Annotated in this window: 13 protein-coding genes; 1 reads left to right on the forward strand and 12 read right to left on the reverse strand. The window is 61.9% G+C overall.

The genetic code is table 11. The annotated features are described in order from the left end of the window. Positions 1-58 precede the first annotated feature (58 nt). The 9 genes from OZ428_RS30210 to OZ428_RS30250 form a co-directional block, all read right to left on the reverse strand. Positions 59-877: a phosphoglycolate phosphatase gene (locus OZ428_RS30210; RefSeq protein WP_269132156.1), complete on the reverse strand. Its 819-nt coding sequence runs from the start codon at positions 875-877 to the stop codon at positions 59-61. Further along, a complete protein-coding gene (gene rpe, locus OZ428_RS30215; RefSeq protein WP_010206952.1) occupies positions 874-1,548 on the reverse strand; it encodes a ribulose-phosphate 3-epimerase in 675 nt (224 codons plus the stop codon). The genes OZ428_RS30210 and rpe overlap by 4 nt, the downstream gene beginning before the upstream one ends. 84 nt (positions 1,549-1,632) lie before the next feature. Beyond that, on the reverse strand, positions 1,633-2,781 hold the full coding sequence (locus tag OZ428_RS30220) for an iron-containing alcohol dehydrogenase (RefSeq protein ID WP_269132157.1): 1,149 nt from the start codon (positions 2,779-2,781) through the stop codon (positions 1,633-1,635). A gap of 85 nt (positions 2,782-2,866) precedes the next feature. Beyond that, positions 2,867-3,691 carry an ABC transporter permease gene (locus OZ428_RS30225; protein WP_017739612.1) on the reverse strand — a complete coding sequence of 275 codons (825 nt, stop codon included), beginning with the start codon at positions 3,689-3,691 and terminating at the stop codon, positions 2,867-2,869. 12 nt (positions 3,692-3,703) lie between these two features. Then, complete coding sequence (locus tag OZ428_RS30230) at positions 3,704-4,951, reverse strand: ABC transporter permease (protein WP_269132158.1); 1,248 nt, start codon at positions 4,949-4,951, stop codon at positions 3,704-3,706. 217 nt (positions 4,952-5,168) lie between these two features. Next, positions 5,169-6,209: an ABC transporter substrate-binding protein gene (locus tag OZ428_RS30235; RefSeq protein WP_269132159.1), complete on the reverse strand. Its 1,041-nt coding sequence runs from the start codon at positions 6,207-6,209 to the stop codon at positions 5,169-5,171. A 44-nt stretch (positions 6,210-6,253) separates the two neighbouring features. After that, a complete protein-coding gene (locus OZ428_RS30240; RefSeq protein ID WP_028618154.1) occupies positions 6,254-7,366 on the reverse strand; it encodes an ABC transporter ATP-binding protein in 1,113 nt (370 codons plus the stop codon). A 225-nt stretch (positions 7,367-7,591) separates the two neighbouring features. Beyond that, positions 7,592-8,221 (reverse strand): response regulator, encoded by a 630-nt coding sequence (locus OZ428_RS30245; RefSeq protein WP_038842984.1) that lies wholly within the window; start codon positions 8,219-8,221, stop codon positions 7,592-7,594. 18 nt (positions 8,222-8,239) lie between these two features. Beyond that, the gene (locus tag OZ428_RS30250) at positions 8,240-10,630 is read right to left on the reverse strand and encodes a PAS domain-containing sensor histidine kinase (protein WP_269132160.1); all 2,391 of its coding nucleotides are present in this window, start codon (positions 10,628-10,630) and stop codon (positions 8,240-8,242) included. A gap of 77 nt (positions 10,631-10,707) precedes the next feature. On the opposite strand from OZ428_RS30250, the gene OZ428_RS30255 reads away from it, so the two are divergent. Continuing rightward, complete coding sequence (locus tag OZ428_RS30255) at positions 10,708-11,682, forward strand: alpha/beta hydrolase family protein (protein WP_269132161.1); 975 nt, start codon at positions 10,708-10,710, stop codon at positions 11,680-11,682. A 3-nt stretch (positions 11,683-11,685) separates the two neighbouring features. On the opposite strand, the gene OZ428_RS30260 is transcribed toward OZ428_RS30255, so the two are convergent. Genes OZ428_RS30260 through OZ428_RS30270 form a run of 3 tightly spaced genes read right to left on the reverse strand, consistent with a single transcriptional unit; the run spans position 11,686 to position 14,151 of the window. Beyond that, positions 11,686-12,453 (reverse strand): TerB family tellurite resistance protein, encoded by a 768-nt coding sequence (locus OZ428_RS30260; RefSeq protein WP_177052767.1) that lies wholly within the window; start codon positions 12,451-12,453, stop codon positions 11,686-11,688. Between the two features lies 1 nt (position 12,454). After that, a complete protein-coding gene (murU, locus tag OZ428_RS30265) occupies positions 12,455-13,129 on the reverse strand; it encodes an N-acetylmuramate alpha-1-phosphate uridylyltransferase MurU (protein WP_269132162.1) in 675 nt (224 codons plus the stop codon). Then, positions 13,126-14,151, reverse strand: coding sequence for an aminoglycoside phosphotransferase family protein (locus tag OZ428_RS30270; protein ID WP_269132164.1), 1,026 nt, complete (start codon positions 14,149-14,151; stop codon positions 13,126-13,128). The genes murU and OZ428_RS30270 overlap by 4 nt, the downstream gene beginning before the upstream one ends.

Consider the following 14,151-nt stretch of genomic DNA (forward strand, 5'->3'; position numbering starts at 1 on the left):
GGCTTGAGGGTCTAACAGTCAGGTATGCAAACGCGCCGCAGAGTGCGGCCAGGATCAGTCAGGCGCGCCAACGCCAGCGGGCCAGGGCCTTGATGACTTTCATCCAGAGTTTGCGAGTGACCACCACGATGGAATTTCCAGAAGGGGACGGATCGGTATCGGGCAACGTTATCTCAGCGCCAGCTCCCAAGCAACCGGGGATTAACAGGCGCAGGTCATCAATCACCAATGAAGGCGACTCTTCGGCGATTGGCCGACCATGGTTATAGCCGTAACTGAGGGCCACGCACTGCACGCCCGCCGCCTTTGCCGCCAGCACATCACTGCGCGAATCGCCGACAAACAACGACTGCGAGGCCGGGATATTGGCCATTTTCATCACGAAAAACAGAGCCGCCGGGTCGGGTTTTTTCTGCGGCAGGGTGTCGCCCCCGATGATCCAGCGGAAATACCGGCCGATTTTCATCTGGTCCAACAGCGGCGCGACGAAACGCTCCGGCTTGTTGGTGATCAGGGCCATTTCCACGCCCTGCTTGCTCAGCCACTTGAGCGTGTCGCGCACACCGGGGTAAACCACGGTCAGTTCATGGCCGTCTTCATAGGCGGCGTTGAACAGTTCCAGGGCATGCTCGGCCTCCACCTCATCCACGCCTTCGGCATCAATGTTGTTGGCCAAGGCCCGGCGCACCAGCATCTGCACGCCGTTGCCGACCCATTCGCGCACCGACTCGATCCCGGCCGGCTTGCGCCCCAGCTTGAGCAGCATGTCGTCCACCGCCGCCGCCAGGTCGGGCACCGAGTCGATCAAAGTGCCGTCCAGATCGAACATCACCAGCCGTGGCAATTTGCCGGGGAACAGCTGCTCAAAGCCGCTCATGGACGCGCCAGCGCCAGCTCGGCACGCATCTTGTCGATAACTTCCTGGTAGTCCGGCGCATTGAAGATCGCCGAGCCAGCCACAAAGGTGTCGGCGCCAGCGGCAGCGATTTCACGGATATTGTTGACGTTGACCCCACCGTCGATTTCCAGGCGGATGTCACGGCCGGACGCATCGATCAGCGCACGGGCTTCACGCAGCTTGTTCAGCGTGCCGGGGATGAACTTCTGGCCGCCGAAGCCTGGGTTGACGCTCATCAACAGGATCATGTCGACCTTGTCCATCACGTACTCAAGCACACTCAGCGGAGTGGCCGGGTTGAACACCAGGCCCGCCTTGCAACCGCCTTCGTGGATCAACTGCAAAGTGCGGTCGACGTGCAGCGAGGCTTCCGGGTGGAAGGTGATGTAGGTGGCGCCGGCTTCGACGAAGTCGCCGATGATGCGATCCACCGGGCTGACCATCAAGTGTGCATCGATCGGCGCAGTGATGCCGTACTTGCGCAGCGCAGCACAGACCATCGGGCCGATGGTCAGGTTGGGCACGTAGTGGTTGTCCATGACGTCGAAGTGCACGAAGTCGGCACCGGCGGCCAATACCTTGTCCACTTCCTCACCCAGGCGGGCGAAGTCGGCGGAGAGAATCGATGGAGCAATAACGAAGGGCTGCATGACGCACCTTTTTTGAGCTAAATCACGATGGCGCGCATTGTATACCTCATGCTTTGCCGCGCGCACCGTGACCTAACTCAACGGTTAGTAAGCGGCCCGGTAGATTTTCTCGATATCGGTCGCGCTGAGCTTGCGTGGATTGTTGCGCATCAGCCGCTCAATGCCAGCAGCCTCCACCGCCATGGCGGGGATCGCATCCTCAGGCACCCCGAAACTGCGCAGCCCTGCCGGGATCTCGACGGCGGCGCACAGTCGCGTCATCGCCTCAACGGCCTGGTCGGCGGCATCGTTGATGCTCAAACCAGTGATATTCACGCCCATGGCCTGGGCAATCTCCTGCATGCGCTCCACGCAGGCCAGCTTGTTCCAGTGCATCACATAGGGCAGCAACAGCGCATTGCTCACACCATGGGCGATATTGAAACGCCCACCCAACGGATACGCCAACGCGTGCACCGCGCCGACCCCGGCATTGCCGAATGCCATGCCAGCCATCAGGCTGGCGGTGGCCATGTCGTCGCGAGCCTGCAGGTTGGCCGGGTTGGCGTAGGCCTTGGGCAATGCCTGGGCGATCAGCTTGATGGCGCCGATAGCCAAGGCGTCGGTGATCGGCGAGGCGTTCAGCGACAGGTAGGATTCGATGGCATGTACCAGCGCGTCCACGCCGCTGGCGGCAGTGACACTGCGTGGACAGGTCAGGGTCATTTGCGGGCTGATCAGCGCGACGTCCGGCAGCAGGTAGTCGCTGACAATGCCTTTTTTCAGCTGCGCAGCCTTGTCGGAGAGAATCGCCACATTGGTCACTTCCGAACCGGTACCGGCGGTGGTGGGGATAGCGATCAGCGGCGGGCCCTTGCGTGGCACCTGGTCGACGCCGAACAAATCCGCCAGCGCGCCGTGGTAGCCGGCATAGGCGGCAACACTTTTGGCAATGTCGATGGCGCTGCCGCCGCCCACGCCGATCAGGCCGTCGTGCCCGCCCTCGCGGTAGACGCGCATGCAGTCTTCGACGATGGCGATTTCCGGATCGGGCAACACCCGGTCAAAAATCTCGTAGGTGCGCTCGCCCAAATGTTCGAGTGCCAACGCGACGGTGCCGGATTTGACCAGCGCAGCGTCGGTGACGATCAGCGGGTTGTCCACATCCAGGCGCGTGAGTTCAAAGGCCAGCTGTTCGATGGCGCCAGCGCCAGTCAGCAGTTTGTGGGCGATCTTGAATGAGGAGGTACTCATGTGCGCGGCCTCTTATTAAGTGATGGGCTGGCACAAGAGTAGCTCCCTATGGCGTGTTGTCAGCCATTCATCGGGCGAATGGTCGTTACACCTGGGCGGTGCGCAGTTTCTCGCTGCGGCCGCGCAGCCATTCCAGGGTCAGCAACAGCAACACCGAGAACGCAATCAGCAGGGTTGCCGCCGCCGCAATCGTCGGGCTGAGGTTTTCGCGGATACCGCTGAACATCTGGCGCGGCAGCGTGGCTTGCTCGGGGCCGGCGAGGAACAGCGTCACCACCACTTCATCGAACGACGTTGCGAACGCAAACAACGCCCCGGAAATCACCCCCGGCGCGATCAACGGCAAGGTCACCCGGCGGAATGCGGTCAGTGGCGAAGCACCCAGGCTGGCCGCCGCCCGCACCAGGTTGTGATTGAACCCCTGCAATGTGGCCGACACGGTGATGATCACAAACGGCACACCCAGCACCGCATGCACCACGATCAGCGAGAAAAAGCTATTGCCCAGCCCCAGCGGCGCAAAAAACAAGTAACTGGCCACGCCAATGATCACAACCGGCACTACCATCGGTGAAATCACCAGCGCCATGACCAGCGCCTTGCCAGGGAAGTTGCCGCGCGTCAGGCCAATCGCTGCCAGGGTGCCGAATACCATCGCCAGCACCGTGGCCGCCGGGGCGACGATGATGCTGTTCTTCAGCGCCCGCATCCACTCGGCGGAGGCGAAGAAGTCCTGATACCAATGCAGCGAGAACCCCTGCAACGGATAGACCAGGAAACTGCCGCTGTTGAACGACAGCGGGATGATCACCAGCACCGGCAAAATCAAAAACAACAGGATCAAGCCGCAGAGAATCCGCAAGCTGTAGAACCACACCCGTTCGACGGGCGACATATAAGGGCTCAGCATCGCAAGGTCTCCTCAGCTCAGGCGCAGGCGGCTGGCGCCTACCAGGCGGTTATAGATCAGGTACAGCAACACGGTGGCCAGCAGCAACAGGCCGCCCAGTGCCGTGGCCATGCCCCAGTTGATGCTGGTATTGGTGTAGAACGCCACGAAGTAGCTGACCATCTGGTCGTTCGGGCTGCCCAGCAGCGCCGGGGTGATGTAGTAACCAATCGCCAGGATGAACACCAGCAGGCAGCCAGCGCCCACTCCGGCGTAGGTCTGCGGGAAGTACACGCGCCAGAAACTGGTAAACGGGTGACAGCCCAGTGAAATCGCCGCGCGCATGTAGGTGGGTGAAATCCCCTTCATCACGCTGTAGATCGGCAGGATCATGAACGGCAACAAGATGTGCACCATGGAGATGTAGACGCCGGTCCGGTTGAACACCAGCTCCAGCGGCTTATCGATCAGGCCCATGCCCATCAAGGCGCTGTTGATCAGGCCGCCGGATTGCAGCAGCACGATCCACGCGGCGACTCGCACCAGGATCGAGGTCCAGAACGGCAGCAACACCAGGATCATCAGCAGGTTGCTTTTGCGGGCTGGCAGGTTGGCCAGCAGGTACGCCAGCGGATAGGCCAACAGCAGACAAATCGCCGTGATCACCAGGCCCATCCAGAAGGTCCGGGCGAAGATGTCCAGGTAGATCGCCTGGTCCGGCGTGGCCGGCGCCACTTCACCGAGGTCATCGATGCGGTGATCGACGGCCGCCAGCAGATAGAACGGGGTAAGACTGCTGGTATTGCGCCGGATCGCCTGCCAGTACGCCGGGTCGCCCCAACGTTCATCGAGGCTTTCCAACGCTTCTTTATAGGACACAGGCGCTTCACTGAACGGCAGCGCCCGCGCGGTTTTGGTCAGCAGGCTGCGATAGCCGGCCAGTTCCATGTTCAAGCGCTTGGACAGATCGCCCAAGGTCTGATTTTGACGGGCCTCGCCCAAGTCCTCACTGAGGGCCTGGTACACCGGCTCGCCCGGCAACCCGCGGCCATCCCACGCCGTCACCGCCACTACAGTACGCGGCAAGCCGCCCACCACTTCCGGGTTGCCGACGCTTTTGAACAGCAGCGCAACAATCGGCACCAGGAACACCAGCAGCAAAAACAGCACCAGCGGCGCAATCAAGGCCTGGGCCTTCCAGCGATTGAGCCGCTCGGCACGCGCCAGGCGCTGCTTGAGGGTGGGGCTGTTGACCTCGTTCGAGGGAACGGCGATGGCCATGGCTGACTCCGGTAAGACTAAAAATGACGACAGTTTCTGCGATGTACGACAAACCCTGTGGTGAGCGGGCTTGCCCCGCGTTGGGCTGCGCAGCGGCCCCATTAACCCCACCGCGCTATGCCTGAAAGAGCGCGGTGTGTGGTTTTAGGGCTGCTTCGCAGCCCAGCGCGGGGCAAGCCCGCTCACTACAAAAGCCCATCAAACACAGCAGGTGGTGTTACTTGGCCGCCCACGAGTTAAAGCGTTGCTCCAACTGCTCACCGTTATCCGCCCAGAAGCTCACGTCGATCTGCACCTGGTTGGCGATGTTTTCCGGGGTGGTCGGCATGTCTTTGAGGATGTCCTTGGCCAGCAATGGCACGGTTTGGGTGTTGGCAGGGCCGTAGGCGATGTTTTCCGAGTAGGTCTTCTGTTGCTGTGGCTGCACCGAGAAGGCGATGAATTTCTTCGCTGCTTCAGCACGGTCTTTCGCCAGTCCTTTAGGAATCGCCCACGCGTCGAAGTCGTAGATGCCGCCGTTCCACACCACTTTCAGGTTGCTTTCTTTCTGCACGGCGGCGATGCGGCCGTTGTAGGCCGAACTCATCACCACGTCACCCGAAGCCAGGTATTGCGGCGGCTGTGCGCCCGCTTCCCACCACTGGATCGACGGTTTGAGTTCGTCGAGCTTCTTGAATGCGCGGTCCTGGCCATCTTTGCCGGCCAGCACTTTGTAGACGTCCTTCGGCGCGACGCCGTCGGCCATCAGTGCGAATTCCAGGGTGTACTTGGCGCCTTTACGCAGGCCGCGCTTGCCCGGGAATTTCTTGGTGTCCCAGAAATCCGCCCAGCTGGTCGGCGCGCTGGCCAACTTGTCGGCGTTATAGGCGAGCACGGTGGACCATACGAAGAAGCCCACGCCGCACGGCTGGATCGCGCCCTTCACGTAGTCGGCGCTGTTGCCGAACAGTTTCGGGTCGAGGGGCTCGAACATGTCTTCATCACAGCCACGGGACAGCTCCGGCGACTCCACTTCCACCAGGTCCCAGGACACGCTCTTGGTGTCGACCATGGCTTTGACCTTGGCCATTTCACCGTTGTACTCGCCAGCGATGATCTTGCCGTTGCCCGCGCTTTCCCACGGGGCGTAGAAGGCCTTGACCTGGGCCGCCTTGTTCGCGCCGCCAAAGGACACGACCGTCAGGTCCGGGCCTGCCATGGCCTGTGTCGCGCCCATCAAGCCCAAAGCCAGGGCGGAATACTTCAGGGATCTCAACATTGTTGTTCTCTCCACGTGCAGGGTTGGTGAAGCCAGGGGGGCGATCAATTCGCCTCTAGAAGTGGGTCGAGTGCGCGAACGTGCTCGACTTGCCAGCCAATCGGTACCACGTCGCCGACCGCCAGGGCTGGGTCCAGCTCGGCAATCGGTTGTTTCACAAAAAAATCGGCCTTGCCGCAGACTTCCAGGCGCACGCGCACGTGGTCGCCCAGGTAGATGAATTCGGCCACGCGCCCGGAGAAGCGGTTGACGCAGCTTTCGCTGGAGCCATTGAGGCTGACACGTTCCGGGCGTACCGACAGGGTCACCGGGCCGCCGACCTGGCCGACGTTCACCGCCAGCGCCTCGACCTTCTCGCCGCGCGCCAGTTCCACCACGCAGCGCTCGCCGGTATGACTGTGCAAGCGGCCATTGAGGCGGTTGTTCTCGCCGATGAAGTTGGCGACGAAGGTGTTCTTCGGTTCTTCGTAAAGGGTGCGCGGCGCGGCGATCTGCTGGATCTCGCCCTGGTGGAATACCGCCACGCGGTCAGACATGGTCAGCGCCTCGCCCTGGTCGTGAGTCACATACACCACCGTCACGCCGAGGCGCTGGTGCAGGTGTTTGATCTCCATCTGCATGTGTTCGCGCAGTTGCTTGTCGAGGGCGCCGAGGGGTTCGTCCATCAGCACCAGTTGCGGTTCGAACACCAGCGCGCGGGCCAATGCCACACGCTGTTGCTGGCCGCCGGAGAGTTGCGCCGGGTAGCGCTGGGCGAACGCATCAAGCTGGACCATGCTCAATACGCGTTTGACCCGCTCGCTGATATCGGTCTTGCTCAAGCCCCGCACCGACAGCGGGAACGCCAGGTTCTCGGCCACGGTCATGTGCGGAAACAGCGCGTAGTTCTGGAACACCATGCCGATGTCGCGCTTATGCGGTGGCACGTTGTTGATGGAGCGCCCGGCCAGCTGGATTTCGCCGGCGGTCGGCGTTTCAAAGCCGGCGAGCATCATCAGGCTGGTGGTCTTGCCCGACCCGGAAGGCCCGAGCAGGGTAAGGAACTCGCCCTTGCGAATCTCCAGGTTGAGGTCTTTGACGATCAGGTTCTCGCCGTCGTAGCTCTTCTGCACGCCACGAAAGCTGACCAGCACATCATTTGAATCCACCTCGCTCATACCCGCACCTTTTTGTTTTGGACTGCTGTGAGACAAGCGTAGTCCAGGCGCAAGGCCCCGGAAATCGGGGGCCAGGAGAGAATCGCATCAGCCGGATGGAAGGTTTAGGGTAGGGATTGCCCTACACGGATGGCGCGCACGGGACGGTGCAGCGACAAGGGGCGAGCTGCAAGCGGCAAGAATGGGCTCAGCGGGGTTTTTGCGGTGTCGTTATCAGGTATGCGGCTAGAGCAGCTTGTGCTCCATGGCGTATTTCACCAACTCCGCGAGGGACGTGATATTGAGCTTTTGCATCAGTCGCGCCTTGTGGGTGCTGATGGTCTTGCTGCTCAGCGCCAGCTGTTGCGCAATGTCATTGACGTTGGCGCCCTGGGCCAGGCGTTCGAACACCGAGAACTCGCGCTCTGACAGCAATGAATGCAACGGGCGGGCATCGGTCAGGCCGACCTCGAAGACCATCCGGTCGGCCAAGTCCGGGTCGATGTAACGCCCACCCGCCGCCACCTTGCGAATCGCCGTGAGCAACAGCGCCGGGTCGCTGTCCTTGGTGGCGTAGCCGGCCGCGCCAACCTTCAAGGCGCGGGCGGCCATTTGCGCTTCGTCGTGCATCGACAGCACCAGGATTGCCGGCGGATTGTTCAGCGCACGGATCCGCGCAATCGCTTCCAGGCCGTTGACGCCGGGCATCGAAATGTCCAGCAACACCACCTCGCAGGCAACGTGGCGCAAGGTTTCCAGCAATTGCTCGCCATTGCTGGCCTCCCCCACCACCAACAGGTCTTTGGCCAGGCCGATCAATTGCTTGATGCCTTCACGAACGATGGTGTGGTCTTCGGCTACCAGTACGCGGATCACAGGGACTTCCTCTTGGTGTTATGCATCCAATGGCACCGTGACACTCAGGGTGGTGCCCTCCCCCAACTCGCTGTCCAGCCTCAATTGCCCACCCATGATCAGCACGCGCTCGCGCATGCCCACCAGGCCAAACGACACTGGGCGACCCTGGGCCTGGACGAAACCGACGCCATCGTCGCTGATGGTCAGGCGCAAATCCGTGCCCTCCAGGGCCAGGGTCAGTTCCACAGTATGCGCCTGGGCATGGCGCATCACATTGGTCAGCGCCTCCTGCAGGATGCGGAACAAGCCAATGGCCTTGGCATCGCTGAGGGTCGGCAGGTTATCCGGAACCTGCACCAAACAGGGAATTTGCGTGCGCGCTTCAAAGCGCCGCGCCTGCCATTCAATGGCCGAGGCGATCCCCGCATCCAGAATCGGCGGGCGCAGTGCCGTCGCCACATCGCGCACCAACTGGAACAGCTGGGCGATCAAGCGTTTCATGCTGTTCAAGCGTTCATGCAAACCGGGGTCGAGTTGCGCATAGGCCAGCTCGCACATGGAGGTTTCGAGCTTGAGCACGGTGAGCATTTGCCCAAGTTCGTCGTGCACTTCACGGGCGATACGGGCCTTTTCTTCTTCGCGTACGGTTTCCAGGTGGGCGGACAGTTCGCGAAGTTGCGCACGGGAGGCATCCAGTTCCAGCTCGATGCGCTTGCTTTCGCTGATGTCCCACACAATCCCATCCCACACCACCGAGCCGTCTTCCAGACGTCGGGTGACCGCCTTGATCTCAGCCCAGCGCTGTTCGCCCTGGCGTGGAAGAATCCGACCTTGCCAGAACCAGTTGCTCTCAGTGTCGGTAGCCTGATCCAGCGTACCGAGGTAACTGGCGCGGTCGTCTGGATGCACCACACTGCGAATCCCCACTTCCGGCCGGCTCAGCACCGCAGGCGCGTAGCCCACCAGGCTTTCGCTGCCTTCACTGATGTAGGCGAATTCGATTTCGTCGCTCAACGGCAAACGCTCCAGACGGAACACCAGCCCCGGCACGTTCGCCGCGATTCCCTGCAGGCGCGCCTCACTTTCCTGCAAGGCCGCCAACGCGCGACGACGCTCGGTGACGTCATTCAGATAAACCACCAGGTATTCGCCGTCGGCAAACCGCAGGAAGCTCAAGGACACATCCGCAGGCAACACGCTGCCATCCGCCCGCAGGCAGTCAGTGGCAAAACTCTGCGGTCCCTCCTCACTGGCGCGGGCGCGTCGCCACAGGTTCAGCCAGCGGTCCATGGTGAGGGTGGGATCGAACTCAACCAGCGGCCGCTCGATCAGCGCACCGGGGCCGTAGCCGAGCATGCTTTCGGCCGCGTGATTGGCATAGCGCACGTGGCTGTCCCAGTTGACCCAGAGGATGCCGACAGTACTTTGGTCGATGGAAAACTGTGTCAGCCTTAAGGCCTCGGCACCCGCGGCGCGGGCAGCACTTTCTTCCCGCGCGGCTAACAGGCCGTGTTCCAGCACCCGTTGCTGGCGGCGTTGCCAGAACACCACGGCGAGGCTGGCGAGCAGTAGCAGGCCCAACAATAGACTGAGGTTTTGCCACAGGCCTGGGGACTCCGTCAGCCGTGGGTATTTGGGCTGCAGCCAGCGGTTGTGCAGTTGATCGAGGTCGCGGGCGGGAATCGCACGCAAGGCACTTTGCATGATGCCGGCCAGTTCCGGCCATTCTCGTCGCGTGGCCACCCGCAGCAATTGCGGCAGGCCGATATCGCCCACCACTGCCAGCCCGGCAAACTCCGCCTCGCCGGACAAACGGCTCAACTGCGCTTCATCCACCACCGCATAACGCGCTTGCTGGCTCACCAACAATTGAAGGGCCTGGCGCTCCATCGGTACGCCCTGCAGGTTGAGGCTGGGGTAGGTGCTGCGCAGGTAATCAGCCACGGCGCTGGGCATGCGCACGGCGACGCGGGATTGCTCATCGAGCTTTTCCAGCTCCACGGCGCCGCCGCCCTCGCGGATGCCGACGATGTGTTGCGGCACGCGCATATAAGGGTCGGTGAACAACCACAGACGCAAACCCGCCGGGGTTTGTTGCAGGCCCGGGGCGATGTCCACTTCGCCCTCACGCACGGCGGCTTCCAGTTGCTCCTGATTGGGGAAATTTCGCCAAGTCAGCTCGATATTCAGCGCCTTGGCCAGCCATTGCATCAACTCGACATTCGCCCCGGACAGCCGCTGCAAACGCCGATCGTATTGCGCGTAGGGCGCCTGCAACACAAGGCCCACCCGCAGTTCCGGGTGCTGGGCCAGCCATTCGCGTTGCTGCGCATTGAGTTGTGCCTGGGGCGCGACGGGCGCAGGGGCGGCATTTGCCATCAAGGCAAGGCACAAACAGCCGATAACCAGCAGACAGCGAAAACCCATGATCCACGTCTCACATCACTGACAAATACTGACCAACCCATTAGGCTGCTGGAATCACTTCTGGCCGGGAATTTACGATGCCCTTTCTTCACCGTTCAGCATTGCCAGCATTGTGCCTGTCGCTGCTTTTTACCAGCGCCTTTTCTGTACAGGCCGCTGACGCACCCGCACCTGCCACGGAAAAACCGGTCGAGCGCCAGCCCTTGCCCGAGCGCAGCCAGGCAGAAGCCAGCGCCCTCGAACGCAAGATCCCGCAACAAGAACAGCAGCAATTGCAGGCCGGCAGCGATTCATTCCTCGCCCTGTGGAAACCCGCCAACAGCGCCGAGCCCGAAGGCGTGGTGATTATCGTCCCCGGCGCCGGCGAAAATGCTGACTGGCCGCAAGCAATCAGCCCGCTGCGGCACAAATTGCCGGACGCCAACTGGGGCAGCCTCAGCCTGTCGTTACCGGATGTAAGCGTGGATACGTTGCCACCGCGTGTGATGGAAGCGCCCAAGGCGACTGTCGATACCAGCAGCAAGGAAGCGAGCACCGCTGACAAACCCATCGAGCAGGCCGCCAGCGCCGAAGCCGAAGGCACCGACCCGGCGGTGGTGCCGGGTGCCGATGAGCAGGACAAGACCGACGCCTCGCGCATCTTCGACCGCATCGACGCCGCCGTGGCTTTCGCCCAGACCCAGAGCGCACGCAGTGTAGTGCTGCTCGGCCATGGCACGGGTGCCTGGTGGGCCGCACGCTATTTGAGCGAGAAACAACCGTCCCAAGTGCAGAAGTTTGTGATGGTGGGCGCGCAGACGCCCAACGGACGGCATCCAGATGTGCAGCAACTGGCCCCTGGCCTGAAGTTGCCGACTGCCGATGTCTTCTATCAGGACAACGCACAATCACGCAAAAACGCCCTGGCCCGTGTCCAGGCGGCCAAGCGTTTGAAAAATGACGGTTACAAGCAGGTGTCATTGAAAGCCTTGCCCGGCAACAGTGCTGCCGAGCAGGAACAGTTGTATCGCAGGGTTCGCGGCTGGCTGAGCCCACAGGCCAACGCCGACTGAAACCTACCGGAAGTCCCGGCGCTCGCGAATCAACGTATAGGCAGTGTGCAATTCGCGAGTGCGCTCGGTGGCCTCACGCACTTGCGCGGGACTGGCGCCGGTGCCGGCGATCTTGTCCGGGTGATGGCGACTGAGCAGGCGACGATAAGCCCGCTTGATCACAGACGGCTCGGTGGTAGCCGTCACCCCCAGCAAGCGCAACGCGTCCTGATAAGTGGGGCCACGACTGACCAGCGGCTTGCGCTCCGGTGTGTAGTCGGCCGCCAAGGCCTGCAACTGTTGCGGCGTCCACCCCAGCCATTTGCCCCAGAGGTCGATCAGGTCACGCTCGGCATCATCTGCCTTGCCGTCCGCCCAAACCATGCGCCAGCACGCGCGCAATACGCCCTCCGCCGCGTGGGGCTGGGCCTTGAGCACGCGCAGGTAACTGCGCACCCGGTCGGAGCCGGACTTGCCGCGGTTGAACGCCGCAATCGCACGACGCTGGGCCGAATCGGTCATGTCGAGCGAGCGCATCTCCTGACGCGCCTGCTGGATATGCCCATCCACCACCCGGCCATTGCTCTTGGCCAAACGCCCCAGCAACACGAACAACAGCTCGTCATTGCGCAACGCCGGGCGCCCACCCAGGCGCTCGCGCAACTGCGCCCAACTGTGCAGTTGCAGACGACGATCCAGCGCCTGCCCCAACAGTGCCCCCAACATGGCCCCCGGAATACTGGCAATGGCAAAGCCAGCCCCGGCGCCGATCAGCGTCCCTGGCCACAGCATGTTACTGCCCCGCTGTCAGCAGGGTTTCGACCTGCGCCAGGCGCTCCAGCGTGCCGACATCAATCCAGCGTCCCGCCATGTGTTCCCCCGTTACCAGGCCTTTGGCCATGGCGGCCCGCAGCAGCGGCGCCAGTTTGAAGGCACCCGCGCTGCAACCCGTGAACAGCTTGGGGTCGAGCACTGAAATGCCACTGAAGGTCAGGTTATCGGCACCGGGCGCTGCATCATGAAGCAAACCTTGATCAAGGTAGAAATCACCGCCCGAAGGGTGATGGGCCGGGTTATCGACCATCACCAGATGGGCCAGGCCGTTGAGCGGCTGCTTGAGCTGGGTAAAGTCGTAGTCGGTCCAGATATCGCCATTGACCACCAGGAAAGGTTCATCCCCCAGCAACGGCAACGCATGGAAAATCCCACCGCCGGTTTCCAACGGCTCACCTTCAGGGGAGTAACAGATACGCAGGCCAAATTGCGCGCCATCCCCCAGGTAGCTTTCGATCTGCTGGCCGAGCCAGGCATGGTTGATCACGATTTCAGTGAAGCCGGCCTTGGCCAGCGCCTCCAGGTGATACTCGATCAGGCGCTTGCCGCCGGCCTGTACCAGCGGCTTGGGCGTATGCAAGGTCAGCGGACGCATCCGCTCGCCCTTGCCGGCCGCCAGGATCATCGCCTTCATACACGGGCCTCGGCAGGTTGGCGCAGGCTGGCCAGCAGTTCACCCAACTCGCTCAACTCGGGACGATCTGCCAGCACCGCTTCTATATAAGCAAAGAAGCGCGGCACGTCGGCCAGGTAGCGAGGCTTGCCGTCACGATGGCAAATGCGCGCGAAGATACCGATGACCTTGAGGTGGCGTTGCACACCCATCAGGTCGCTGGCGCGCAGGAAATCATCGAAATCCGCCTGCACCGGAATGCCCAGTTGCCCCGCACGTTCCCAATACCCACGCTGCCAGTCCCGCACGCGGGCCTTGGGCCAGCTGAGGAAGGCGTCCTTGAACAGGCAGGTGATGTCGTAGGTGACTGGCCCGTAGACCGCATCCTGGAAATCCAGCACGCCGGGGTTGGGCTCGCTGATCATCAGGTTGCGCGGCATATAGTCGCGATGCACCAAGACTTTCGGCTGCGCCAGGGCGCTGTCGATCAGGTGATCACTGACATGCTGCCAAAGCGCTTGTTGTTGCGCATCCAGTTCGATACCCAGGTGACGGCGCACGTACCACTCCGGAAACAATTCCAGCTCGCGGCGCAGCAAGGCGACGTCATAGCTGGGCAGCGGTGCGTCCATCGGCAATTGCTGGAAGGCCAACAAGGCGTCGATGGCATCGGCAAACAATGCATCGGCGTTTTTGTCGTCAATCACGTCCAGATAGGTTTTTCTGCCCAGGTCATTGAGCAAAAGAAAGCCACGCGGCAAATCTTCTGCATAAATTTTTGGAACATTTATTCCTGACTTTGCCAGCAAATGTGCGATATCGACGAAAGGTTTGCAGTTTTCCTGGGGGGGTGGGGCGTCCATGACCACGAAGGTCCGGCCACCGCCTTCCCAACGGAAGTAGCGCCTGAAACTCGCGTCGCTGCTGGCCGCGGTCAATGTGGCCGGGGGTACGGCACCCCAGTCTTGAGCATTGAAAAGGATAGGCAGTTGCTCATCCAGCCAGACTTCCAGCTGTTGTAAACGTAGATCTTGCTCGGGCAT

The sequence above is a fragment of the Pseudomonas sp. GXZC genome, assembly GCF_026967615.1.
In the GTDB taxonomy this organism is placed as follows: domain Bacteria; phylum Pseudomonadota; class Gammaproteobacteria; order Pseudomonadales; family Pseudomonadaceae; genus Aquipseudomonas; species Aquipseudomonas azotoformans_A.